Here is a 23,869-nt window from a genome sequence, read left to right as displayed (position 1 = left end):
GTGCGGCGGGTACGACGACCCGCGAGCCGATTACCGCCGGTTCTGCGCTGGGCAGAGCCGGCGCGTGAGCAAGCACACGTCGTCTGCCATGCTGGCCCGGTGACCACGACCTGGCGACACCTGCCCGCCTCGGCCCGGGAGATCGCGGGGGCCGCCACGGAGGCCGTCGCCGCCGCCCGCGACCGGGACGTCGAGGCGTACGGGCCGGCGGTCGACCGGCTCACCGCCGCCGACCGGGCCGGTCTGGTGCTCGGCGGGGTGGTCCGGCTGCTGCTGGAGGAGACCCACCCCGACGGGTTGGCCGGCGACGACGTACGCCAGGTGCTGGAGCGCTGTGTGCGGTCGGCCGCGCAGTGGCGGCCGGACGTCGACCCGCACGTGCTGTTGGTCCTGCTGGCCGGCGCCCTCGGCGTCTACGACCCGGGCGACGACGACGCGCCGCCCGACCCGGCCGCGATCGCCCGGCACGCCCCGCTGCTCGTCGCCGACCTGCTGGCGGCGGCCGGACAACCCCTGGAGGGCTACCTGACCGCCGCGTTCGCCGAGGTCGCCCGCACCGAGCTGCACGACTGACGGATCGTGGACCCCGGGCCAGGCCGGCCTTTCGTCCTCGGCCCGCTCACGGGCTCGCGGCGGGGAATCCGCTCACGGGCTCGCGGCGAGGAAGACGAAGGCGGCGAGCAGCACCAGGTGGACGCCGCCCTGGAGCACGGTCGCCCGTCCGGGCACCACGGTGAGCACGCCGGTCACCGCGGTGAGCGCGAGCAGGGTCAGCTGGGTGCCGCCGAGGCCGAGAACCAGCGGGCCCTCCAGCCAGATCGAGGCGAGCGCTATGGCCGGAATGGTCAGGCCGATGCTGGCCATCGCCGAGCCGAGCGCCAGATTGAGGCTGATCTGCACGCGGTTCCGGCGGGCGGCCCGGGACGCGGCGAGGGTCTCCGGCAGCAGCACCAGCAGGGCGATGATCACCCCGACGAACGCCTGTGGCAGGTTCGCCGCCGAGACGCCGCGCTCGATCGCCGGGGAGATGAGCTTGGCGTTGCCGACCACCGCGACCAGGGCCACGACCAGCAGCGCCAGGCTGGCCCACGCGGTACGCGCCGGCGGCGGATCGGCGTGGCCGTCCCCGTCGGCGTCGACGGCCAGCACGCTGCCCTCCTCGGTTACCGGGAGGAAGTAGTCGCGGTGCCGGCCGGTCTGCACCATCACGAAGAGCACGTAGAGGGCGAGCGAGGCGGCCGCCGCGAAGGTGAGCTGTGCGGGGGAGAACTGCGGACCCGGCCGGCTGGTGGTGAAGGTGGGCACCACCAGGCTGAGGGTGGCGAGGGTGGCCACGGTGGCCAGGGCTCCGCCGGTGCCCTCCGGATTGAAGACCGCCACCCGTCGTCGTAGTGCGCCGATCAGCAGGGACAACCCGAAGATGCCGTTGCACGTGATCATCACGGCGGCGAAGACGGTGTCCCGGGCCAGCGACTGGGTCTTCTCCCCGCCGTTGATCATGAGCGTGACGATGAGTCCGACTTCGATCACCGTCACCGCCACCGCGAGCAGCAGCGAGCCGAACGGCTCACCTACTTTGTGGGCCACCACCTCGGCGTGGTGCACGGCCGCCAGCACCGCGCCGGCCAGCAGCGCGGCCACCACCGCGATCACCGTGGCGGGCAGTTCGCGCCCCCAGGAGGCCGCGAGTACCAAGATCGCGATCAGGGGTACGAGGGTGGTCCAATCGGTCAGGCGGGATCGGATCTGCGCGGCCATCTGTCAACGATGCCAGGAATTTTGATCATCTGCCCAGGGAGACGGCACCCGGACCGAGTCGAACCCCAGCCCGCCTGGTTTGTGCGGCCCACCTGCGGGTACGCCGTGTCCCATGATCGCACTGATCGTTACGCTGTTGCTGGTCTGGCTGGTTCTGGTGATCGTCGGGCTTGTGGTAAAGGGCCTGTTCTGGCTCTTCGTGGTCGGGGCGATCCTGTTCGTCGTGACCGCGATCATCGGCTGGGTCCGGCGACGGGTGTGAGCCGCGGCACTGAGCGAGAAACAACACGAGGGCCGGACACGGCGAGCGTGCCCGGCCCTCGTCGACATGATCAGCCGAGCGTGAGCGCGAACGCCCCGTCCTTGTGCTTGTGGACCTTGTACTTGGTCGCCGAGGCGAAGCTGTCACCGCCGACGAACCGGCGGCCGCCCTCGCTCGGGTCGTATTCGAACCGGATGTGCTGCCCGCCGATGAGCTGCCTGGTCGCACCGACGTTCGGTTCGTCGAGCCACCACGTGCCGACGATGTCACCGGTGTCGGCGTTGCGGGCGAGCACGTACCCCTGGAACGGCGTGGTGCTCGACACCGTCACGCTGACCCCGGCTTCGAGCCGGTAGTCGTAGGTGGTGGTGCCGCCCGCGACCACCGCGATCCGGTCGGCCCGGTCGCGGTTGGCCTCGCCGCCACTCCACTGCGTGGCCTGCTGCCCGTACACGTCGAACAGCAGCGGCCACTCGTACGGGCCGAGCTTGTCGATCCGGTAGCGGCCGCCGTCGCCGATGGCGAAGGCACCGAAGCTGCTGCCCAGGCCGGGGTGCGAGCCGGCGATCCGGACGCTGCCCTGGGACAGCGCGGCTCCGTCCGTTCCGAACACCTGACCGGTGATGACCCCCGCGCGATCCATCCGGATGACCGGCGGCGTGACCGCCTCGCCGGGCTTCACGGTGAACGTCGTGGCGCGGCGCAGGTCGCCCGTGCCACCGCGCGGACCGAGCCACTGGGCGCCGTAGCCCTTGGCCCGCTCCGGCCAGGCCAGCAGCTGGTAGGTACCCGCGCCCCTCCAGAACATCTGGGTGATCTTGCCGTTCGCGTCGGTCACCTCGTCACAGCCGTCCGGCATCCGGACCTCGTCGACGAGCACCGGAACGATGCACACGCCGGGCAGCGGAGCGCCCGTCGCGGCGTCCACCACGGTGGCGGTGATGCGGGCCAGCGGCTCCATGACCAGCCTGACGTCGGCCTGTTCGCCGGCGACGACCGTTACCGACGCCCCGCCGAAGGAGTAGCCCGAGGCGTTGGCCCAGATCTCGTGGGTGCCGACGGGGACGGTGGGGTAGATGACCTCGCCGTTCTTCGAGTCACGCGAGTCGAGGCCGAGGCCGGAAGTGAAGTTCAGGATCGGCTGGCCCGTACGCGAGTCCACCGCGGTGAGGCGGACGCTGCCCGTCGGCAACCGCTGGTCGTCGACCGTGGTGGTTCCGCCCTCGGTGACGGCGAACCGGGTCGCCTTCGACTCGTCCACCGCGCCGTAGGCGTACTGCTGCAGGAACAGCGCCGAGCTGTAGAAATGGACCGTGTAGCCGGTGCCCACGGGGACCGCGTCGAGCCGGTATCGGCCATCCTCGTCGGTCTCGGCGCTGCCGAAGAACTGGCCGTTGCTGACGTAGACGTCCACGCCGGAGAGCGGCGCGCCGGACGTGTCGGTGAATCGGCCCGCCACGGTGCCGGTGGCGACCAGGGTGTCGTTGACCGTCACCGTGCCGCCCGCCGTGACCGCGAAGACCGCTGCGGCGGCGCTGTCCAACGTGCCGTACGCGAACTGACCGAACCCGCCGACGTCGAACCGGACCCGGTATTTGCCCGGCACGACCTGGATGTCGAAGGTGCCGTCCGGTCCCGTGCTGCCGTAGCCGTAGCTGCTGTAGTCGGTGGCCTCGGCGCTGACGAACACGAACGGGGCCGGGGCGCCGGTCCGGTCGACCAGCCGTCCGGTGATGGTGCCGGACGGCAGCAGCTCGTCGTTGACCACCGTGGCGCCGCCAGCCGTCACCGTGATGAGATTCGCCGAAGACCAGTCGGACTTGCCGTAGGCGAACTGCGTCGGGTGACCCCAGGCCTCGAAGCTCACCCGGTACTGGCCCGGGGGGACCGCGTCGAACGCGTAACGGCCCTGGTCGTCGAGCCACGCGTAGTCCCAGTGGTCGACGTCGTCGCCGTAGAGGTAGACGGAGCCGCCGGTGACCGCGGCCCCGCCGTCGGTCAGCTGACCCGTGATGGAGCCGGTGGACGCCGCCTGGGCCGGCGTGGCGAGCCCGGTCAGGGCCAGAGTGACGCCCAGCAGCAGTGCGCCGAACCGGCGCAGCGTTGATCTGCTCATGATTCCCCTGTTTGAGGAGTGGGATGGGTCGGGATCGTGACCCACGTTGGCCCGTCAGCCTAGTGAGGGATGGCAATGGCTGCCTCCCCGAATCAGTCGAAGATCATCGCTCTGCGACGCCGAGGGCTGATCTCTGCCGCTCCGACCGGGCGAACCGCCAGCGTCCGTGATCTTGGACCGCTGCCCGTAGTCGACGGGTGACCGGGACCGCAGGGCGCCGCCTTCTCGCCTTGCCAGGGCGGAGCGGGGATCCCTGGAAACGAATCAAGGCCCCTCCGCGGAGGGGCCTTGACCTGCTGTTACCTCTGGTCGGGGTGGCCGGATTTGAACCGACGACCTCTTCGTCCCGAACGAAGCGCGCTACCAAACTGCGCCACACCCCGAGGCGTGCCGACAAATAGTAGCCCACTCGCTCCGATGGTCAAACTCGGTACCCCCAACCTGGAGCGGGGTCGCTCAGCGGGGGATCAGCGTGAGCACGCTCGCCTCCGGTGGGCAGGCGAAGCGTACGGGGGCGGTGGGGTGCGTGCCGATGCCGGCGGAGACGTGCAGCCAGGAATCCGAGCCGGGCCAGCGGTGCAGGCCGCGAGCCATCGAGCGGGGCAGGCCGCAGTTGGTCACCAGGGCGCCGTAGCCGGGTACGCAGACCTGGCCGCCGTGGGTGTGCCCGGCGAGCAGCAGCCCGAAGCCGTCGGCGGCCATCCGGTCCAGCACGACCGGTTCCGGGGAGTGGCTGAGCGCGATGGCGAGCGCCGACCCGGAGCCGACCGGGCCGGCCACCGCGTCGTAGTCGTCCCGTTCGACGTGCGGGTCGTCCACGCCGACCAGTTCGATCTCCCGGCCGCCCGCCTTCAGGGTGGTCCGCGCGTTGTTGAGGTCCACCCAGCCGGCGCCGGTGAAGACGTCGCGCAGTTCCTCGTACGGCAGCGGCACGCCCTCCGTGTACTCCCGGTCGGGCAGGAAGTAGGTGAACGGGTTCTTCCAGACCGGCCCGGTGTAGTCGTTGGAACCGAAGACGAAGGCACCCGGCAGGTCGAGCAGCGGTTGCAGGGCGCGCAGCACCCCGGGAACCGCGTCGGGGTGCGCCATGTTGTCCCCGGTGACCACCACCAGGTCCGGGTCGAGGGCGGCCAGCGAGGCCACCCAGTCCTGCTTGCGCTGCTGGTTGGGGGTCATGTGCAGGTCCGACAGGTGCAGCACGCGCAGTGGCTCGGCGTCGGTCGGAAGCACCGGTACGTCGTACCGGCGCAGGGTGAACATGTTGCGCTCGACGAGCGACGCGTACGCCAGGGTGGCCGCGCCGGCGACGGCGGTCCCGGCGGCGAGCCGGAATAGTGTGCGCTTTCGCATGGCGTTCAGGGTAGTTTGACCAGCCATGAGCACGCTGAAGGATCGTCTCACCGCCGACATGCGCGCCGCCCTGAAGGCGCGCGACGAGCTGACCACCTCCACGCTGCGGATGGCCCTCGCGGCAGTCGGCACGGCCGAGGTCGCCGGTAGGGAGAAGCGCGAGCTCAGCGACGACGAGGTGCTCGCGGTGCTGACCAAGGAGGCGAAGAAGCGGCGCGAGGCGGCCGCCGCGTTCGCCGACGCGGGCCGCGCCGAGCAGGCGAGCAAGGAGACCGCCGAGGGCGAGGTGCTGGAGCGCTACCTGCCGAAGCAGCTCTCCGACGCCGAGCTGGCCGAGCTGGTCGCGGGCGCGCTCGCCGCGGGCGGCGTCACCGGAAAGGCGCAGATGGGCCCGGCCATGAAGGCGGCCCAGGCCGCGGTGGCGGGCCGGGCCGAGGGGGGCCGGGTCGCCGCCGAGGTACGCCGGCAGCTCGGCCTCTGATCCCCGGACGACGAAGCGGGCGGGCACCCCTCGGGTGCCCGCCCGCTGTTTGTCGCGCCGGATCAGTTACGCGGCGGTCGTGGCCCACGCCCGTTGCCGTTCGGCGGCGGGCTGTCGCCGGCTCCGGTGCTGCTGTCGGGAGTCGGCGCGCCCTGGCCGGAGCTGACCTCGATGGTCACTACGCCGTTCTTGATGGTCTTCCCGTCCGGGCTGGTGCCGGCGGCGGTCCCCGCCGGGCACTCCGACGCCACCTTGCTGCTCGACACCACCGGCTCGAAGCCGGCACCACGCAGCCGCGACTTGGCGGTCTCGATTGACTGGCACTTGACGCCGGGGATGGACCGCTGGTCGCCCAGAACGATCTTTCCGCTCGGCGGGGTGAAGTTGACCCGAGGCTTGCCCTTCATGGCGTCGCGGAGCGTCTCGTAGACCGCCGGGTTGATGCCCCAGGGCACCTCGTTGTGCTTCATCCGCTGGGTGGTCTGCGGCCAGTCCGGGTCGGCCTGGATGCCGGCCACCGCGTACTGCTTGGTCATGGCGACCAGGGCGGAGGTCTTGTCGCCGTCGGTGGTGCCCGACTTGCCGGCCACCGGGGCGTCGACGACGCCGTGGACGTTGCCCGCGGTGCGGCTTCCGCACCTGGAGGTCGAGGAGTTGTCGCCCACCGGGCAGCGGGCGGCGTCGACGGCGGCGCGGGCCACCTGGGTGTCGATCCGCTGCTCGCAACGCGGGTTGGCGATGTCGAGCTTGTTGCCGTCCGGGTCGCGGATCTCCTGGACCGGGGTCGGCTCGCAGTACTTGCCGTCGGCCGCCAGCGTGGCGTAGGCGTTGGCCAGCTCCAGCGGGGTGGTCTGCGAGACGCCCAGGGTGAACGCGCCCCACTGGTGTGCGGAGCTCTTGTCGGTGGCGAGCCGCGCGTCCCCGGAGGAACGGAAGGTGATGCCGAGCTTCTGTGCGGCCTTCACCACGTTCTCCGCGCCGACCTGCTGCTGCAACGCCACGAAGTAGGTGTTGACGGAGTAGCCGAACGCGCTCCACATGTTGTGCACGCCGGCCATCGACTTGTTGGCGTTGGTCGGGCAGTAGTGGGGCCCGTCGCAGGCGGCCGGGTTGCGGGCGTCGATGATGTAATCCGACTTGAACTGATGCGGCGCGTTGATCGTGTAGCTGAGCGGGTAGCCCTTCTCCAGCGCCGCGACCAGGGTGAAGATCTTGAAGGTCGAGCCGGCCTGGTAGCCGGCGAAGCCTGCGCCGCCGGTGATCAGGGGGTTGACCGTGTTCGGGCGGCTGCCCCGGATCTTCTTCTTGGCCTTCTTCGGATCGCTGGAGAGCTTGTTCTGCGGGGTGTCCGGATCGTCGAGCTTGAAGTTGCGGTTGACCGCGACCGCGCGGACCCGGCCGCTGCCCGGCTCGACCACCGCCACCATCCGGGCGGCCGTGGCGTCCACGCTCAGATGGTTGCGGACCGCCTTGTCGGCGGCCTTCTGCGCCTGCACGTCGAGGCTGGTGGTGATGGTGTAGCCGCCGCTCTTCAGCCGGCGCTCGCGGTCGTACGTCGTGGAGCCGAACGTCTCCTGCTGCAACCACCAGCGGTAGAAGTAGTCGCAGAAGAAGCCCCAGCTCTGCACGTTCGTGGCGACGCAGCCGTTCGGGGTGCGCTTGTGGTTGACCTTGAGCTTGATCTGCTTGGCCTGGTCGGCCTCGGCCTGGGTGATGGCGCCGATGGTCACCATGTTCTGGATGACGTAGTCCCGCCGGCCCACCGCGTCCGGGTAGCCGGCGGCGGTGGTGGGGTTGAACGCGGTGGGTGCCTTCACCAGGCCGGCCAGCAGCGCCGACTCCTGGATGTCCAGTTTGCTCGGTGGCTTGCCAAAGTAGACCTGGCTGGCCGCGAAGACGCCGTACGCGCCGTTGCCGAAGGCGGCGAGGTTCAGGTAGCGCTCCAGGATCTCGTCCTTGGAGAACTCCTTCTCCACCTGGAGGGCCAGCGACATCTCGCGCAGCTTGCGGGCGCTGGTGTCCTCGGTCGCGGCGACCACGTCGGCCGGGTGGGTCGCCGAGTACGAGATGGCCAGCCGGACGAACTGCATGGTCAGCGTCGACGCGCCCTGCCGCGAGTTGGCCCCGGAGCTGTTGTTGACGAAGGCCCGGGCCACGCCGTTGAAGTCGACGCCGTTGTGCTTGTAGAAGTTGTGGTCCTCGGCCGCGATGATCGCCTTCTGCATGTACGGCGAGATGTCCTTGAGCTTGACGTCGCGGCGGTTCTCGTCGAACATGCTGGCGAGCGGCGTCTTGCCGTCCGAGGCGAGCAGATAGGTGATCTGCGGGGAGCGGGCTACGGCCAGTTCCTTCGGCAGCGCGCCGAAGGTCTCGGCCCCCGCCTTGGCGGCCAGTCCGGACATCGCCACTGCGGGGAAGGCCGCCGCCGCGACCACCACGCCGGCCAGTAGGCCACAGATGAGTAGCGATGCGGCGTTGGTCAGCACATTGTGGTCACGTTTCCGCATCCAGGTCACCTCGACAGGGTACGCGAGTAGGGAACGAGGGGCGCTGGGGCGTCTTTTCCCCATTTCCTGCGCGCGCCGGCCTCGTTGTGCTAAACGCACGAACCCTGGTGGGTGGTTGCGTGAATCTGGCGAAGTCTCCCCCGAACGGGGGAACGGCGCAGGGTTTTCACGTACCTCGACCGGGTAGACGGCGGGCGCAGGCCCGGGAAGCCGGGAGTGTCCGGAATGATGGATTTCGCCGACAACGTTGCGTAATTGGGTGACTACCCAGCATGATGATGGCGGCGACAGAGCCACATGTCGTCCGGTGCCGTCCTGGGGGAGGCCGGCCGGACGACCGGGGGGAATTCGACGGCTGGTCGCGCGAAGTCGTGTTTGATCCAAGGGGGGACGTGTACAGATGGGCATGATCGCTGACTGGCCGTCACTGGCGGCGTGTCAGAACGGGGACCCGGACGCGTTGTTCGTACAGGGCGCCGAACAGAACGTGGCGAAGCGGATCTGCCGGAGCTGCCCAGTCCGGTACGAGTGCCTGGCCGACGCGCTCGACAATCGGATCGAGTTCGGTGTGTGGGGTGGCATGACCGAACGCGAACGCCGGGCGTTGCTGCGCCGTCACCCCCAGGTGACCAGCTGGCGCAAGATGTTCGAGGCAGCCATGAAGAAGAACGCCAAGGAGAAGGCCGGCCGGGACAAGGTCCTGGTGACCTCGGCCAACTGACCACCGAGCCGCCCGGCCGGTCGGTCCCGGCGGATCACCGCCGGCTGATCGCCTCGCCGATCGTCCGCAGCCCGTCGACGTCGTGCACGTCGGCGGGCTGCGCCGTCACCGACACCGCCGGCACCGCTGGGAACGCCTCGGTGAACCGGGCCGCCACCCGCTGCTCGCGTACCGCCTGCTGGGCCAGCGCGGCATGGGCCCGCAGCACCTCGACGGTGCCCGCGTGCCCACCCTCCTGCGCCAGCCGGACCGCCGCGGCCATGCTGTCCGCCGCGCTCAGCTCCGGCACCACCGGCCGGTGCACCCGGTTGAGCACCAGGCCGGCCAGCGGCATCCGCTCGTCGCGCAGCCGGCCCGCGAAGTAGGCCGCCTCCCGCACCGCGTCCGGCTCCGGAGCCGCGACCAGCAGGAACGCCGTCTCCCGGGCCTGGAGGATGCGGTACGTCTGCTCGGCCCGCTGCCGGAAACCGCCGAACATCGAATCCAGCGCGGCCACGAAACCGGAGAGATCGGTGAGCAGCTGCGCCCCGATCACCTTCTGCACCGCCTTGGAGAACATCCCGAACCCGGCGGTGACGAAGCTGAACATGCTCCGCCCCCCGGTACGCGCCGGGGCGAGCAGCAGCCGCAGCATCCGACCGTCGAGGAAGCGGGACAGCCGGGCCGGCGCGTCCAGGAAATCCAGCGCGGACCGGGACGGCGGCGTGTCCACCACGATCAGGTCCCACTCGCCCCGGGCGTGCAGCTGGCCCAGCTTCTCCATCGCCATGTATTCCTGGGTGCCCGCGAAGGTGGAGCTCATGGCCTGGTAGAAGGGGTTGGCGAAGATCTCCGCCGCCTTCGCCGGATCGGTGTGCGCCAGCACCACGTCGTCGAAGGTCCGCTTCATGTCGAGCATCATGGCGTGCAGCTCACCGCCGCTGTCCTGGACGTCGATCCCCTTCACCTGGCGCGGGGTGTTGTCCAGCTCCGTCAGGCCCAGCGACTGGGCCAGCCGGCGGGCCGGGTCGATGGTGAGCACCACAGTGCGCCGGCCGTGCCGCTCGGCCGCCCGCAGGGCCAGCGCGGCAGCGGTGGTTGTCTTGCCCACCCCGCCCGCCCCGCAGCAGACCACGATCCGTACGCCAGGGTCGGCGAGGATCCGGTCGACGTCCAGCGCTGGCGCCGCGGCTTCGGAATGCACGAATCGAGCGTATCGGTCTGCCCGGTGTCTCTGCCGGTGCTGCCCGCAGGTGTGAGTCAATCCGCCCGGACGAGCATCCCGGCCAGCGTGTCCAAACCCGCGCGGTCGACCCCCTCGGGGAGCAGCGGCAGCTCGGTCAGGGGCAGGCCAAGCTCCATCAGGTCGGCCCGGAGGGAGTCCTCGAGCTCCCGGCGTACCTGCTGGCCCCGGGCCTCCTCGGCCAGGCCGGCCACGGTGCGCGCGTCGCTCGGCAGGCCGGCGGCGGCCAGCCCTCGCGTCAGCTCGGCCGCGGTCACCTCGCGCCCCGCCGGCACCGGCGGCCGAGCGCCGTTCACGATCACCCGGCCGACCGGGAAGCCGAGCTCGGTCAGCTCGGTGATCGCGTCCAGCGTCTCCTGGACCGGCATCTCCTCCAACAGGGTCACCACGTGCACGGCGGTGATCGGCGAGCGGAGCAGGGCGGAGACCCCCTCGCTCTGGGTCTTGATCGGGCCGACCTTGGCCAGCCGGGCGGTCTCCGCCGTGACGTTGAGGAAGCGGCCGATCCGCCCGGTCGGCGGGGCGTCCAGCACCACCGCGTCGTACGCCCGGCGCTGCCCGGTGGTCCGGGTGGTCGCCTCCTTGAGCTTGCCGGTGAGCAGCACGTCCCGCAGGCCCGGGGCGATGGTGGTGGCGAAGTCGATGGCGCCCAGCTTGCGCAGCGCCCGGCCGGCCGCGCCGAGCTTGTAGAACATGTCCAGGTATTCCAGGAGCGCTTCCTCGGCGTCCACGGCCAGGGCCCGTACCTCGCCGCCGCCCGGGGCGTCGGTCAGGTACCGCTCCTCGTAGGGCAGCGGGTCGACGCCGAAGAGCTGGGCGATGCCCTGCCGCCCCTCCACCTCGACGAGCAGGGTCCGCCGGCCGCCGGCGGCCAGCCCGAGGGCCAGCGCCGCGGCGACACTGGTCTTGCCCGTGCCGCCCTTCCCCGTCACCACGTGGAGGCGGGCCGGCCACCCGGTGCCGGCGGGCTCGGCCGGCCGTTCAGCTGCTGCCACCGGTCGAGCCTACCCAGCCGCCGGGCTCAGGAGACCTCGCAGACCCACCAACCCGTCTTCTGCACGACGGTGAAGCGCAGCTCCTGGTCGGCGACCTTCTCGTCGGCGGTGATCATGGTGACCATGGTGCTGACGGTCGCCCGTTCCGCGGTCTGGTTGTCCACCTTCGGGGGGGTCCAGCGGAACCGCGGCTGCTGGTACTGCTCCCCGTACTTCCGCACCTCGGCGACCTTGGCGGCGAGCTTCTTGTCGTCCCGGGAGGCCGAGCAGACGAAGGTGCCCGCCTTCTTGGCGTCCAGGTCGCGGTAGACCGCGCCGAGGAAGCCGTCCACCGCGACCGCCGGCTCCTTCGCGCCCTGGCCCTCCTCGCTGTTGCGGAGGGTCAGGAAGGCGGCGGTGCCGCCACCGCCGCAGAGCAGGATCGCCGCGGCGAGCACGATCGACACGATCAACAAGCCCCGGCGCTTCTTCGGCGCGGCCGGATTCGGATACGGCCCGGCCGGGTTCTGGTACGGCGCAGTCGGGTCCTGGTAGGGCGCCGTCGGGCCCTGGTACGGCCCGGCAGGGTTCTGGTACGGCGCGGCGGGGTTCTGGTACGGCGCAGCCGGGTTCTGGTGCGGTGCGGCGGGGTTCTGGTAGGGCGCCGTCGGGCCCTGGTACGGCCCGGCAGGGTTCTGGTAGGGCGCCGTCGGGTTCTGGTAGGGCGCGGCAGGGTTCTGGTATGGCGCGGCGGGGTTCTGGTGCGGCGCGGCAGGGTTCTGGTAGGGCGCCGTCGGGTCCTGGTACGGCCCGGCAGGGTTCTGGTACGGCGGGTGGCCGGATACCGGAGGCGGGGGGAAGGCCGCGGCGGGGGGCGGGGTGGCGCCCCCGTTCGGCTCGGGGTGGGACGAGCCGTCGGGCGAGCCGGTGGCGCCACCGATGGGCGGTTGGGTCATGTCTTCCCCCGGGGGTGCGGTGCCGTCGCCGCCCGATGGCGACCGACGCGCGTGATCGGGCGTGGCGGGCGAGCGCGGATGCCCGTCCAGCCCGAAGGGTAGCGGTCGGTGGCGGAGGCGTCGGCCCCGCGTACCGGGTTGGACGCGGGACGCGCGATCGACGGCCGTAGCGCACGCACCCCCGCATGGCGGGTGGTGGACGCCGGCGAGACGACGGCCTCCACCACCGACGACCAGAACAGCCGGCACCGAACTTCTGCGACCTGCTGCTGCCCGACGATTCCCGCTGCCCCCGGCGCCACGACCACGAAGGCCACTGCGGTGAACCGTCCACGTCGCCCGAGCAGCGTCCCGTGCCTCGGTGGCGACGGCGGACCGTAGGCTGTGGCTGACCGAAGTCCATGCCAGGCAAGGGAGCCGTCACGCATGCAGAAGTGGGAGTACGCCACGGTGCCGCTGCTGGTCCATGCGACCAAGCAGATCCTCGACAACTGGGGCGAGGACGGCTGGGAGCTGGTCTCCGTGGTTCCCGGCCCGAACCCGGAGCAGCTCGTCGCCTACCTCAAGCGGCCGAAGGCGTGAGCGGCATGGCGAACGGACCGCACGCGAAGCTCGCCGAGCTGGGCCTGACCCTGCCCGAGGTGGTGCCGCCGGTGGCCAGCTACGTGCCGGCCGTCCAGTCTGGGCAGCACGTCTACGTGTCCGGCCAGTTGCCGATGGTCGAGGGCAAGATGCTCGCCACCGGCAAGGTCGGCGCCGGCGTCTCCGCCGAGCAGGCGAAGGACCTGGCGCAGCGGTGCGCGTTGAACGCGGTCGCCGCGATCGACTCGCTGGTCGGCCTGGAGAACGTCGTCAAGATCGTGAAGCTGACCGGCTTCGTGGCCAGCGCGCCGGGGTTCACCGGCCAGCCGGGCGTGATCAACGGTGCCTCCGACCTGTTCCTCGCGGTCTTCGGTGAGGCCGGCCGGCACGCCCGCAGCGCCGTCGGCGTCGCCGAGCTTCCCCTCGACGCCCCCGTCGAGGTCGAGGTCATCGTCGAGGTCAGCTGACCCCACCCACCCCGCTCCGCCTCCGCGATCTTGCGGTTCCGCCGGCGTGAAAGCCGTGAACGACCACAAATCAGCGGTCGAAATCGCAAGATCGCGGGGAGTGGCGGCCGGGGTCGTACGATCGCTGCCATGGGCGGGCATGTGACCGGGGCGGCGGGTGCCCTCGCGGACGAGCTGCCGGGATGGGTGACGCTGCTGCGCGCGCCGAACCCGGGGCCGATGACCCTCGACGGCACCAACACCTGGGTGCTGCGCGCCCCCGACGCCGAGCAGGCGGTCGTCGTCGACCCGGGCCCGGCCGACGAGGAGCACCTGGCCGCGATCGCGGCGCACGGGCCGGTCGAGTCCGTGCTGATCACCCACGGGCACCCGGACCACACCGAGGGCTCGGCCCGCGTGCACGAGCTGCTCGGCGGGGCGCCCGTCCGGGCCGTCGACCCGGCGCACACCATCGGCGGTGAGCCGCTGGCGGCGGGTGCCGCGCTGGCCGCCGGCCTCACCATCCGGGTCGTACCGACCCCCGGGCACACCGCGGACTCGGTCTGCTTCCTGGTCGAGCACGGCGACGAGCGGGTGGTGCTCACCGGCGACACCATCCTGGGGCGGGGCACCACGGTGGTCGCCCACCCGGACGGGCACCTCGGTGACTACCTGTCGAGCCTGGAGCTGCTCTCGACGTACCGGGGGATCCCGGCGCTGCCGGGGCACGGCCCGGCGCTGGCCGACTGCGGCGCGGCGGCGGATTTCTACCTGGCCCACCGCCGGGCCCGGCTCGACCAGGTCCGCGCCGCGGTGGCCGAGGGCGCGACCACCGCGCCCGAGGTGGTCGCCAGGGTCTACGCCGATGTCGACCGGTCGCTCTGGTGGGCGGCCGAGTGGTCGGTCCGCGCCCAGCTCGAATATCTCGGGGTGGAGCAGCCGTGACCTGCCCGGTGTGCGGGACCGTCGCCGTACCCGGCGGGCGGTTCTGCCACAACTGCGGTGCCGCGCTGCCGGCCGCCGCTACCCTGCCCGCCGCCGAGCGGCGGGTGGTCACCGTGCTCTTCGGCGATCTTTCCGACTTCACCTCCTGGTCGGAGGACCTCGACCCGGAACGGGTCGGCGCGGTCACCGACCGGGTGCTCGCCGCCCTGGCCGGCGCGGTCAAGACCTTCGGCGGGCACGTCGACAAGCTCACCGGCGACGGGATCATGGCCGTCTTCGGGGCGCCCGTCGCGCACGAGGACGACGCCGAGCGGGCGGTGCGGGCCGCGCTCTCCATGCAGCGGGCCGTCCGCCGGGTGCTCGACGACGAGCGCGGCGGTGGCGCGCCGCTCGGCCTGCGGGTCGGGCTGAACACCGGTGACGTGATCGCCGGCATCCAGGCGGCGATCGAATACACGGTCATCGGTGACACGGTGAACACGGCCGCCCGGCTGGCCGACGCCGCCGCCGTGGGCGCGGTCTACGCCGGCGCACGGACCGCCGCCGCCACCCGGCACGTCGCCTCCTGGCGGGCGCTGCGCCCGCTGCGGCTCAAGGGCAAGCGTGAGCCGGTCGAGGCGTACGAGCTGCTGGGCCTCCTGGACGCGCCGGGCACCCGCTCCGGGCTCGGCGACGAGGCGCCCTTCGTGGGCCGGGAGACCGAGATCGGCCGGGTCGCCGGCCGGCTCGCCGAGGTGATCGACCGGAGCGAGCCCCGGGTGCTGCTGATGACCGCCGAGGCGGGGATCGGTAAGTCCCGGTTCGCCGCCGAGGTGGAACGCCTCGCCGCCGGCTACGACGTCGGTGCCGGCCGGTACGCCGCGCACACCGGTGCCCGGGTGCTCTCGGTGCGTTGCGCCGCGTTCGGCGAGCGCCGCCGGCTGGCTCCCCTGGCCGACCTGGTGCGGGCGGCGGTCGGCCTGCCCAACGACGCGGCCACCGCGGTCACCCGGCCGGCCGTCGAGGAGCGGTTGCGCCGGCTCGGGCAGCGGCTGGGCCGGATTCCCGGCGACTCGCCCCCGGTCGCCGTCGACCAGTTGCTGGCCCTGCTCGGGTACGCCGAACTTCCCGCCGTCGCCGAGAGTGGCGAATGGGACGCGGCCACCGCGCACCCGGACGCCGAAGCGGTGCCGAACGCGGTCGCCGACCTGCTCAGCGCGCTCGCCGTCGAGGCGCCCCTGATGATCGTCGTGGACGACCTGCACGACGCCACCGCCGAGACGATCAACGCGCTCGGGTTGGCCCTCTCCCGGCTCACCGGGCCGGTGCTGGTGCTGCTGCTCGGCCGCCCCGAGCTGGTCCGGACCGCCGGCGCGCTGACCCGGGTGGCGGACGCGGAGGTGCACGCGCTACCCCCGCTGCGCGGCGCGGACGCCGCCCGGCTGCTCACCAGCTACCTCGGTGGCGGCAAGCTGTCGCAGGCCGACGCCGACCGCTTGCTCGCCACCGCGCAGGGCAACCCCTTCTACCTGGCCGAGCTGGTCACGCTGCTGATGGAACGCGGGGCGCTGACCCCCGGCCCGGACCGGAACCCGCCGGTCGGCTGGCGGCTCATCCCCGGCTCGCTGGGCAGCCGACTGCTCTCCCGGGACCTGGCCGCCGTGCTCGCGGCCCGGATCGACGCGCTGCCGCCGGATGCCCGGTCGGTGCTGCGGGACGCCGCGGTGATCGGTGACACCGTGCCGGCCGGCGCGCTGGAGGCGCTCCGCGAACAGCACGTCGGGCGGGGCGGCCGCCCGGCGGCGGTGGTCGCGGTCGAGCTGGACCGGGCCGTGGAGGAGCTGCTGCAACGCCGGATGCTGCACCGGACCCGCACCGGGTACGCGTTCGCGACCCCGTTGATGCGGGAGGCCGCGTACGCCGGGGTGAGCAAGGCCGAGCTGGCCGAGCGGCACGCCGCGCTGGCCCGCTGGGCGGCCCCGGAGAGCGCGGACGCCGCCGCGCCCCCGGCCGGCGGGTTCACCGAGCCCGCCCGGGACGAGTTCGTCGCCGAGCACGTCGAGCGGGCCGGGGCGCTCGCCGACGCGGTGAAGCTCCGCCCCGACGCGCCGGCCCGCGCGGTCGCCCCGCTGGGCGTGGCCGCGCTCGGCCGGGCCGCCCGCCGCGCGCTGCGTTCGGGGGAGCCGGCCCTGGCCGTCGAGTACGCCGAACGGGCCGCCGAGCTGGCCCGGGACGGGCTGCCGCTGGCCGACCAGGTGGTGCACGCCCGGGCATTGCTCCAGATCGGCCGCCCGAGCGACGCCCTCGCCTCGGCCGAGAAGATCGCCGCCAACGCCGGGGAGGCGGCAACCACCCGGGCCAGCGCCCTGCTGCTCGCCGGGCAGGCCCACCAGACCGTGGGCGACGCCGACCGGGCGGTGCGCTGCTGGCAGGAGGCGTTGCAGGTGGCCACCGAGGCCGAGCTGCCCGCGATGCGCGCCTCGGCGATGCGCCGGCTCGGCATGGCCGACTTCATCGCCGGCCGGCTCGGCCAGGCGAGCAGCCGGCTCGCCGCCTCCTACCAGGTGAGCCTCTCCGCCCGGGACCCGCGTGGGCAGGCCTGGTCGTTGCAGAACCTGGCCTGGGTCACCACCACCCGGGGCGACTTCGCCGGCACCGACGCGGTGCTCGGCCGGGCCGCCCGCCTCTTCGCCGAGCTGCGGGACCCGTACGGGCGGGCCTGGCTGCGCGGCACCACGGCGTTCGCCCGGCTGCTCGCCGGCCGGTTGCGGGAGGCCTGCCGGATGGCGCGGGTGTTCCTGCCGTTCGGCGAACGGGTCGGCGAGGCGTGGGCGGTCGGCACGCTTCGGGCGGTCGAGGCGTACGCCACCGCCGAGCTGGGCGAGCTGGCCGAGGCGGACCGGGGGGCGCGCCGGGCGTACCGGGAGTTCGCCGAGGTCGGCGACGACTGGGGGCAGGGTTTCGCGCTGGTCGTCCGTGGGGTGGTGGCGCGCGGGCTGGGTGCGCCCGAGCACGCCGCGGACCTGCTCACCGACGCACTCTGGTACGCCAACCGGACGTCGCATCCGCTGCTCACCGGAATGGCCGGCACGCTGCGCGGGTTCGTGGCCCTGGAACTGGGCGACCGGGAGACCGCCGAGCGGGAGGCACGGTCGGTGCTGACCACCGTGGAGCCGCACAATCCGCAGGCTCCCGCCCAGGTGGGCCCCCGGGTGCTGCTCGCGATGGCCCGGCTCGCCGCCGGCGACTCGGGGACCGCGGTGGGGCTGCTCGCCCCGGTCGCCACGGCCGCCGCCCACACCCCGTCGCTGCTCTTCTCCCGCCGCCAGACGATGGCCCGGTACGCGTCCGCGCTGCTCGCCCACGGCCAGCATGAGCAGGCGCTGGACTGGGCGCAGCGGGCCGTTGCCGCTCCGGCCGAGGACGTCCGTAGCCAGGTGATCGGGGCCGGTGTGCTGGCCGAGGCGCTGGCCGCCTGCGGTCGCCCGGTCGAGGCCCTCGCCAGCGCCGAGGAGGCGGTCCGCCTGGCGTACGCCACCGAGCAGCGCAGCGAGCGGGCGGCCGCCGACACCCTCCGCGCCCGCCTCGCGCTCCCCTGATCCCTGACCCGCGGGCTCGCCGGAAAACGGTGACCATCGCGTGTCCGGAGTCCGATCCTTCGATGAATCCGTGGGCGTGGGTGCGGTGCCGGCACAGGTTTGGCGGTTCCGGGGATGTGTGGTGTCGGGGGCGGCCGATAGCGTGGGGCCGAGGAGGGCCGTCCACATCGGCGGTCGCGGGTGGGGAGGAAGCATGAGGCTGCCGCGTTCGGGCGCCGGCTGGACGATGGCCGTCTTCGGGCTCCTGGCGCTGCTGCTCGGCGCGCTCGGGCTGATCTGGCCGGAGGCCCAGCTGCGCATGCTCGGCTTCGAGACGCCGGCCGAACGCGCCCCCGGCGACTACACCGGCACGTTCCTCACCGCGTCCTCGATGGCCTCGTTCAACATGGGGGTCTACTACCTGCTCGCCGCCGCCACCGAGTGGCGGCCGTTCTACCGGTTCACGGTCTGGTTCCGGCTGGTCACGTTCACGGTCTTCAGCATCGCGGTGCTCACCGAGGTGGCCCCGGGCCGGTTCTTCTCGGTGGCCGCCTGGGAGGGGCTGGGCGCGGCCGCGACGGCCGTCGGCCTCTGGTGGGACGCCCGCCGGGCGGCCGCCGACGGCACGCCGGACGCCACCGCCGCCGGGTCGGGCCCCGTGCCGACGGCCGACGCGGTGCACTGAGCGACCAGGATCGTTGGGTATTTTCGACCCGTGACCGAGACCCCGCCCGGCGCCCTGCGGCTACCCATCGTGCCCGGTCTGACCGATTTAGAGGTGTTTGCCCGAGGGGGTTACGCCACCGTCTACCGGGCCACCCAGATCTCGGTGGGGCGCGAGGTCGCGGTCAAGGTGGAGAACCGCATGCTGGGCAGCGAGCGGGACCAGGCACGCTTCCTGCGCGAGGCGCGGGCCGCCGGCAAGATGTCCTCCCACCCGCACGTGGTCGACCTCTTCGATGTCGGGGTCACCGTCGACCGGCACCCCTACCTGATCATGGAGCTCTGCGACGGGTCGTACGCGGAGCGGATGCGCACCTCGCCGCTGGGCCCGGTGGAGGCCCGCGACCTCGGCGTCAAGATCGCCGATGCGCTCGCCCACTCGCACGCGGCCGGCGTGCTGCACCGGGACGTGAAGCCGGCCAACATCCTCTACTCCCACTTCAATCCGGCGGTGCTCGCCGACTTCGGGCTGGCGGTGCTGGCCGAGGTGCGCGACGCCTCGGTCACCCTGGAGGTGCTCACCCCGGCGTACGCGCCGCCGGAGATGTTCAACCACAGCCCGCCGTCGCCGGCGGTGGACGTCTACGCGCTCTGCGCCACCCTCTACGCGGTGATGCACGGCCGGCCGCCGCGCTGGCAGACCGAGCGCAATCCGAGCCTGGTCACCGTGCTGGAGATGTTCAACCAGCCGATTCCCGGCCTGCCCGGGGTGCCCGAGGAACTGATCGACGTGCTGCGGCTCGGCATGTCCAACGACCCCGGGGAACGCCCGTCCGCCGTCGAGCTGGGCGGCATGCTCGCCGCGTTGCCGCTCGACCCGGGGTCCGCCCCGGTGAGCGGCGTGCCGGTCTACGGTGCCCCGAGCGCTGGCGGACCGTACGCCGTGGGCCGGACGGGGCAGCCCGCGCCGCGCCCGGCGCCGGAGGACGCCGCCCAACCGGCCGTGACCGGGCGCGACCGGCGGTGGCCCCGGCGCTGGTTCTTCGGCGGCGCGGGGGTGCTCGCCCTGGCCGCCTCCGCCGGCGCGGGAGCCTGGTTCGGCGGTGGCCTGGCGAATGTGGACCAGCCGACGCCGGTGGCCACCGGGATCGTCAACGCCACCGGGTCGACGGCCGTGCCGGGCTGCGCGGCCGGGGGCGTACGCCTGCCGGCCGGTGCCCGGTGTGCGTCCGAGCTGGAGTGTTTCGGGCCGGTACGGCTGCGCCGCGACCGAGCCGAGGCGACCCGGGTGCAGTGCAACGGCCTGCACACCTGGGAGACGTACGCCGTGGGCGACCTGCCCGCGACGCTGGCCGACGCGGGCCACGCCGCGGTCGTCGCCGACCCGGCCGTCCAGCAGGTCTGTAACGTGCGCACCTTCCAGCTCGCCAGTGGCCTCACGGAGGCTGCCGGTTGGAACCTGGAGGTGCTGCCGCCGTCCGGTTCGGACGCCGACCGCAGCTATCGCTGCCTGGCCGGGCGGGGCGTGGACGCGCTCGCCGTGCCGACCCTCATCGGTCGCTGAGCCGGTGCGCCGTCCGCTGCTGCCGGACCGCCCGTGGATCGATGGCCTCCAGCGTGTCGGCGTCGACCTCGTACCCGCCGGGTGCCGGCCGCTCCTCGGGCGGTGCCTCGCCGGCCCGGGCCTGCCAGGCCGCGGTCACCGTCACTCCGGCGATCATCCCGAGTAGTACGCAGGCCAGGGCCAGAGCCACCGACAGGGTGCCCGCAGGGTGCCAGAGCGCCAGGGTCACCAGCGCCACCAGCGTCGCCAGCGACGCGACGACGGCCTGCATGCGCGCGGGGACTGACCTCATCGGACAAGCCTGACCGAGGTCGGCCGTCCGTCAAGCGCCGGCCCGAGTCGGCGGCACCGAGCGGGCGTCCGGTTGAATAACGACAAGATCATCTTGTCGAGGAAAGGAGAACGTTCGTGGATCGGGTTTCCCGGCCCCTTGTCGCCCTGCTGATGGTGGCCGCGTTGGCCGGTTGCGGATCGGCGGCGCCGTCGGCGGGGACCCACACCTGGTCCCCGCCCGAACCGATTGCCACCGCGTCCGATCCCACACCCGCGACCACGCCGTCGTCGAAGCTGGAGCGCATCACGTTCGAGCAGGCCATGGCCCGGTACGTGACCGCGAACTACCCGAAGGGCAGCCGCTACGTCGGCAACTGCGAGACCGCCAAGCCGGACCCGCGCGGTGTCTGCGGCTTGAAGAAGGCCGTCGTGGACGAGGGTGAGGTGTGGGGGATCGGGGCCCCGTCCAGCGAGATCGACGCGTTCCTGCTGCTGGCCGAGGGCGACACCGGCTGGCAGGTCGCCGACGCGTACGTACCTGCCTTCGAGGGGGACGACGCCGGTCCGACGCCCTCCTGGTTCGCCGGAATCGAATAGTCGACCGGGCCGGCCTCAGGTCGGCGCAAAAAGCGTCGAGAAAGAAATTTTCGTTACATCGGTGGGGTGATTCGTCGTACTGATCCGCGTTTGGCCGGTCCCCTTCGTTGGCGCTGCTCCCTAGAGTGGCGGTGACGCGCAGCCAGGCTCCCGCCCGGTGGTCGCGCCGCTGCCGGTTGGTCGGCACCCTGACCGTCCGCTGACGGACCCCCGGGGTACGGCGGGTGATCGGGCACCCGCCGTACCCCGGGCCGGTCAGGCGAACGCGGTGGTGTAGTAGCGCACCCGGTAGAAGCGGGCGCCGCTCTTGCTGTGGTTGCCAGAGCTGAAGTGGATGGTCTTGCTCCACTCACCCTCGCCCGAACCGGGGACGACCCAGGTCCGCACCCCGTTCGGCAACCGGGTGTATGCCTTCACGTGCGCCGTCTTGCTCACCACGCTTGTCGCGGTGAACTGCCAGCTGTTGCCGGCGTATACCAGGTCGAGCGAGCGCACGTTGTACGACGAGGTGAAGAAGTAGCCACGCCCCCCGTGGTTGGGCAGGATGTCGTGCCCCATCTTTGCCTTGCCCGCGCCGTCGCTGAAGGTGTACTTCGTCCGGTACGCCAGGCGGGTCTTCGCGCCGTCGCCGGTGATCCCGTACAGCCGGACCTCGCCGTTCCCCACGGCGATGATGAACCCGTTGCGGTTGTAGATCACCCCGTGCGCGCCGGGAAAGTTGATGAACTGCGCCGCCTTGGTGCCCGGCTTCCCCCCGTTGGAACTGGGGACAAAAAGGTGCAGCCCTCCGCCGGTGGCCGAGCCGGTGGGCCCCTTCGAGGTGGCCACCACGATCGCGCCCTTACCCTCGATCCGCTCGATCGAGTGTGGATTGCCGTCGACGGTGGCCTGCCAGACGATCCCGCCGGTCCGCGACGAGCTGATCGCGCTCTCGTCGATCATCGCCGCCCGGCCCAGGTAATCTCCGGCGCCCGAGGAGGTCACCAGCATGACGTTGCCCCACTTGGCGGTGCTTCGGCGCTTGACGTCCGACAGGTTCGTCCACGTGCCGGTGCGGCTCGGGGCCTGCCACAGGACCGTACCGCCATTCCAGGCGGCCGGGTTGAAGCGGAGAATCCGCCCGCTGGCCTGCTCCGTCGCCATCACGTAATACGTCGCCGCCTCGGCGGGCAGCGCGCCGAGCAGCCCGGCGACGGGCGCGGCGAGCGCACCGGCCGCCGCCGCCCTGAGGATCGACCTACGGTCCATCTGCATCCTTAACTGTTGTTGACCTTGGGGCCCATCCTCCCAGCCCGGAGCATCCCCCGCCGCCCCGCCGCTCTGACGAACAGCCGAGACCGGCTCTGCTGTCGTGGCGGAGGCGTCAGCGGCCGTCGCGCGGGCCGAAGGCCATGAGCGCGTCCGTGTCCGAGTGGCGGGAGCGCAGGTACTCGTCGGCCCAGGCGATGGCGTCCGGGAACGTCGACTCGGCCGCCACCCGGGCGCAGGCGGCCTCGATGTCGTACCGGGTCCGGCGCAGTTGCACGCCCGGGCCGAGCAGCGCCCACCAGGCGCCCGCCCCGCCGTACGGCATCCCGACGCTGCCCGGGTTGACCACCAGGCGGCGGTCCACGAGCCGGGTGAACGGCATGTGGGTGTGCCCGCAGACCACCGTGCCCACCTCGGTCGGCAGGCCGGTGAACACCTCGGCCCAGCGGTCGAGCCGGGAGTCGACCAGCACGACCTCCTCGTCGTCCTGGGGAGTGGCGTGGCAGAAGAGCACGTCACCGAGGCCGGCGACCGGCAGGGTGACGGTCAGCGGCAGCGCGGCCAGCCGGGCCACCTGGTCGTCCCGGAGTTGGGCGGCGGCCCAGTTCGAGACCTCGATCGGGCTGATCCGCCCGGCCCGCGCCTCGACCAGCTCACGGTCGGCGTTGCCGCGTACCCAGCGGGCCCGGTCGCCGAGGGTGGCGAGCAGGTCCAGCACCTCGACCGGCTGCGGGCCGGCGGCGAGGTCGCCGGTGAGCACGATCAGGTCGGCGGTGGCCACGTCCGGTTCGGCCAGGACGGCCTCCAGCGCCGGCAGTACGCCGTGAATGTCGGAGAGGACCGCGACACGTTCGAGCATCGTCCGAGCGTCCTCGACCCGACGGGTCCCGGTCCAGCGATTCTGCGGCGGGCAGACCCATCCGGTGGCCTGCCCGGCCGGGTGGGGAGGTCAGACCCGCGCGCGGCGGGCCAGGCGCTCCGGGTCGAGGATGATGATGCTCTTGCCGTCCAGCCGCAGCCAGCCGCGCGAGGCGAAGTCCGCCAGGGCCTTGTTGACCGTCTCCCGGGAGGCGCCGACCAACTGGGCGATCTCCTCCTGGGTCAGGTCGTGGGTCACCCGCAGCACGCCACCGTCGCGGGTGCCGAACCGGCCGGCCATCTGGAGCAGGTTCTTGGCGACCCGGCCCGGCACGTCCGTGAAGATCAGGTCGGCCAGCGAGTCGTTGGTCCGGCGCAGTCGGCGGGCGAGCACCCGCAGGAGCTGCTCGGCGATCTCCGGCCGGTTGTTCAGCCACGGCCGCAGTGCCTGCTTGCGCAGCCGCACCAGCCGGGTGTCGGTCACCGCGGTGGCCGTCGCCGTACGCGGGCCGGGGTCGAAGAGCGACAGCTCGCCGACCATGTCCGACGGGCCCATCACGGCGATCAGGTTCTGCCGGCCGTCCGCCGCGCGGCGACCCACCTTGATCTTGCCGGACAGGAGGATGTAGAGGCTGTCGCCGGGCTCGCCCTCGTTGAAGACGACCTCGCCCTTACGGACCTCGAGCGTCTCCATCTCCTTGGCGAGCGCCTCGGCAGCCTCCGGGTCGACACCCTGGAAGATCCCGCTGCGGGCCAGTACCTCGTCCATCGCGCACCTCCGCCTGCGCG

General features: G+C 72.5%; 21 protein-coding genes, 1 tRNA gene and 1 pseudogene. 11 read left to right on the top strand and 12 right to left on the bottom strand.

Annotated features, from left to right (window positions below; all coding sequences use genetic code 11):
• Positions 1–99: 99 nt before the first annotated feature.
• Positions 100–573 (top strand): hypothetical protein, encoded by a 474-nt coding sequence (locus GA0070604_RS30015; protein WP_208602196.1) that lies wholly within the window; start codon positions 100–102, stop codon positions 571–573.
• A 72-nt stretch (positions 574–645) separates the two neighbouring features.
• On the opposite strand, the gene GA0070604_RS30010 is transcribed toward GA0070604_RS30015, so the two are convergent.
• Entirely contained in the window at positions 646–1,758 is a 1,113-nt protein-coding gene (locus GA0070604_RS30010; protein WP_091126233.1) for a calcium:cation antiporter, read from the bottom strand.
• A gap of 112 nt (positions 1,759–1,870) precedes the next feature.
• Between GA0070604_RS30010 and GA0070604_RS32835 the strand changes: the two genes are divergently transcribed.
• The gene (locus tag GA0070604_RS32835; RefSeq protein WP_167363596.1) at positions 1,871–2,020 is read left to right on the top strand and encodes a hypothetical protein; all 150 of its coding nucleotides are present in this window, start codon (positions 1,871–1,873) and stop codon (positions 2,018–2,020) included.
• Positions 2,021–2,090: 70 nt separating this feature from the next.
• On the opposite strand, the gene GA0070604_RS30005 is transcribed toward GA0070604_RS32835, so the two are convergent.
• From GA0070604_RS30005 to GA0070604_RS29995, 3 genes are all read right to left on the bottom strand, one after another.
• Positions 2,091–4,136 (bottom strand): carboxypeptidase-like regulatory domain-containing protein, encoded by a 2,046-nt coding sequence (locus GA0070604_RS30005; RefSeq protein WP_091126229.1) that lies wholly within the window; start codon positions 4,134–4,136, stop codon positions 2,091–2,093.
• A 306-nt stretch (positions 4,137–4,442) separates the two neighbouring features.
• A tRNA-Pro gene (locus tag GA0070604_RS30000) sits at positions 4,443–4,519 on the bottom strand.
• A gap of 73 nt (positions 4,520–4,592) precedes the next feature.
• The gene (locus GA0070604_RS29995) at positions 4,593–5,486 is read right to left on the bottom strand and encodes a metallophosphoesterase (protein ID WP_091126226.1); all 894 of its coding nucleotides are present in this window, start codon (positions 5,484–5,486) and stop codon (positions 4,593–4,595) included.
• A 25-nt stretch (positions 5,487–5,511) separates the two neighbouring features.
• Between GA0070604_RS29995 and GA0070604_RS29990 the strand changes: the two genes are divergently transcribed.
• The gene (locus GA0070604_RS29990) at positions 5,512–5,967 is read left to right on the top strand and encodes a GatB/YqeY domain-containing protein (protein ID WP_091126221.1); all 456 of its coding nucleotides are present in this window, start codon (positions 5,512–5,514) and stop codon (positions 5,965–5,967) included.
• A 62-nt stretch (positions 5,968–6,029) separates the two neighbouring features.
• Here the strand turns inward: GA0070604_RS29990 and GA0070604_RS29985 are convergent, their stop codons facing one another.
• The gene (locus GA0070604_RS29985; RefSeq protein ID WP_091126217.1) at positions 6,030–8,474 is read right to left on the bottom strand and encodes a penicillin-binding protein; all 2,445 of its coding nucleotides are present in this window, start codon (positions 8,472–8,474) and stop codon (positions 6,030–6,032) included.
• Positions 8,475–8,874: 400 nt separating this feature from the next.
• On the opposite strand from GA0070604_RS29985, the gene GA0070604_RS29980 reads away from it, so the two are divergent.
• A complete protein-coding gene (locus GA0070604_RS29980) occupies positions 8,875–9,195 on the top strand; it encodes a WhiB family transcriptional regulator (RefSeq protein WP_091126214.1) in 321 nt (106 codons plus the stop codon).
• A gap of 34 nt (positions 9,196–9,229) precedes the next feature.
• Here the strand turns inward: GA0070604_RS29980 and bagB are convergent, their stop codons facing one another.
• The 3 genes and pseudogenes from bagB to GA0070604_RS29965 all read right to left on the bottom strand — a co-directional run.
• Positions 9,230–10,378 carry an ArsA family ATPase gene (gene bagB, locus GA0070604_RS29975; protein ID WP_091126211.1) on the bottom strand — a complete coding sequence of 383 codons (1,149 nt, stop codon included), beginning with the start codon at positions 10,376–10,378 and terminating at the stop codon, positions 9,230–9,232.
• 56 nt (positions 10,379–10,434) lie between these two features.
• The gene (gene bagA, locus GA0070604_RS29970) at positions 10,435–11,412 is read right to left on the bottom strand and encodes an ATPase BagA (protein WP_091126207.1); all 978 of its coding nucleotides are present in this window, start codon (positions 11,410–11,412) and stop codon (positions 10,435–10,437) included.
• A 26-nt stretch (positions 11,413–11,438) separates the two neighbouring features.
• Positions 11,439–12,002 (bottom strand): annotated as a pseudogene (locus GA0070604_RS29965) (Rv0361 family membrane protein); the annotation flags it as partial.
• Positions 12,003–12,773: 771 nt separating this feature from the next.
• Here GA0070604_RS29965 and sp36 point away from each other — a divergent pair.
• The 6 genes from sp36 to GA0070604_RS29930 all read left to right on the top strand — a co-directional run bounded on the left by sp36 (position 12,774) and on the right by GA0070604_RS29930 (position 20,104).
• Positions 12,774–12,929, top strand: coding sequence for a Sp36 family protein (gene sp36 / locus GA0070604_RS29955; protein WP_013736319.1), 156 nt, complete (start codon positions 12,774–12,776; stop codon positions 12,927–12,929).
• A gap of 5 nt (positions 12,930–12,934) precedes the next feature.
• The gene (locus GA0070604_RS29950; RefSeq protein WP_091126203.1) at positions 12,935–13,396 is read left to right on the top strand and encodes a RidA family protein; all 462 of its coding nucleotides are present in this window, start codon (positions 12,935–12,937) and stop codon (positions 13,394–13,396) included.
• Positions 13,397–13,525: 129 nt separating this feature from the next.
• Positions 13,526–14,320 carry an MBL fold metallo-hydrolase gene (locus GA0070604_RS29945; protein WP_091126201.1) on the top strand — a complete coding sequence of 265 codons (795 nt, stop codon included), beginning with the start codon at positions 13,526–13,528 and terminating at the stop codon, positions 14,318–14,320.
• Positions 14,317–17,898 carry an adenylate/guanylate cyclase domain-containing protein gene (locus GA0070604_RS29940; protein WP_091126198.1) on the top strand — a complete coding sequence of 1,194 codons (3,582 nt, stop codon included), beginning with the start codon at positions 14,317–14,319 and terminating at the stop codon, positions 17,896–17,898. The genes GA0070604_RS29945 and GA0070604_RS29940 overlap by 4 nt, the downstream gene beginning before the upstream one ends.
• Before the next feature lie 193 nt (positions 17,899–18,091).
• A complete protein-coding gene (locus tag GA0070604_RS29935) occupies positions 18,092–18,562 on the top strand; it encodes a hypothetical protein (RefSeq protein ID WP_091126194.1) in 471 nt (156 codons plus the stop codon).
• Positions 18,563–18,592: 30 nt separating this feature from the next.
• Positions 18,593–20,104, top strand: coding sequence for a serine/threonine-protein kinase (locus GA0070604_RS29930; RefSeq protein WP_091126190.1), 1,512 nt, complete (start codon positions 18,593–18,595; stop codon positions 20,102–20,104).
• On the opposite strand, the gene GA0070604_RS29925 is transcribed toward GA0070604_RS29930, so the two are convergent.
• Positions 20,091–20,396 (bottom strand): hypothetical protein, encoded by a 306-nt coding sequence (locus GA0070604_RS29925; RefSeq protein ID WP_141721411.1) that lies wholly within the window; start codon positions 20,394–20,396, stop codon positions 20,091–20,093. The two genes, GA0070604_RS29930 and GA0070604_RS29925, sit on opposite strands and share 14 nt — an antisense overlap.
• A 116-nt stretch (positions 20,397–20,512) precedes the next feature.
• Here GA0070604_RS29925 and GA0070604_RS29920 point away from each other — a divergent pair, with 116 nt between their 5' ends.
• On the top strand, positions 20,513–20,974 hold the full coding sequence (locus GA0070604_RS29920; protein WP_091126184.1) for a hypothetical protein: 462 nt from the start codon (positions 20,513–20,515) through the stop codon (positions 20,972–20,974).
• A gap of 255 nt (positions 20,975–21,229) precedes the next feature.
• Here the strand turns inward: GA0070604_RS29920 and GA0070604_RS29915 are convergent, their stop codons facing one another.
• The 3 genes from GA0070604_RS29915 to GA0070604_RS29905 form a co-directional block, all read right to left on the bottom strand.
• Positions 21,230–22,222, bottom strand: coding sequence for a hypothetical protein (locus GA0070604_RS29915; RefSeq protein WP_141721410.1), 993 nt, complete (start codon positions 22,220–22,222; stop codon positions 21,230–21,232).
• A gap of 115 nt (positions 22,223–22,337) precedes the next feature.
• Positions 22,338–23,081: a metallophosphoesterase family protein gene (locus GA0070604_RS29910; RefSeq protein ID WP_091126177.1), complete on the bottom strand. Its 744-nt coding sequence runs from the start codon at positions 23,079–23,081 to the stop codon at positions 22,338–22,340.
• Between the two features lie 90 nt (positions 23,082–23,171).
• Positions 23,172–23,849 (bottom strand): Crp/Fnr family transcriptional regulator, encoded by a 678-nt coding sequence (locus tag GA0070604_RS29905; protein ID WP_088981720.1) that lies wholly within the window; start codon positions 23,847–23,849, stop codon positions 23,172–23,174.
• Positions 23,850–23,869 lie beyond the last annotated feature (20 nt).

Origin of the sequence: Micromonospora eburnea, from assembly GCF_900090225.1 — a bacterium.
GTDB classification, from domain to species: domain Bacteria; phylum Actinomycetota; class Actinomycetes; order Mycobacteriales; family Micromonosporaceae; genus Micromonospora; species Micromonospora eburnea.
Note: the sequence above shows the minus strand (reverse complement) of the source record. Positions and strands in the feature narration are given on the sequence as shown.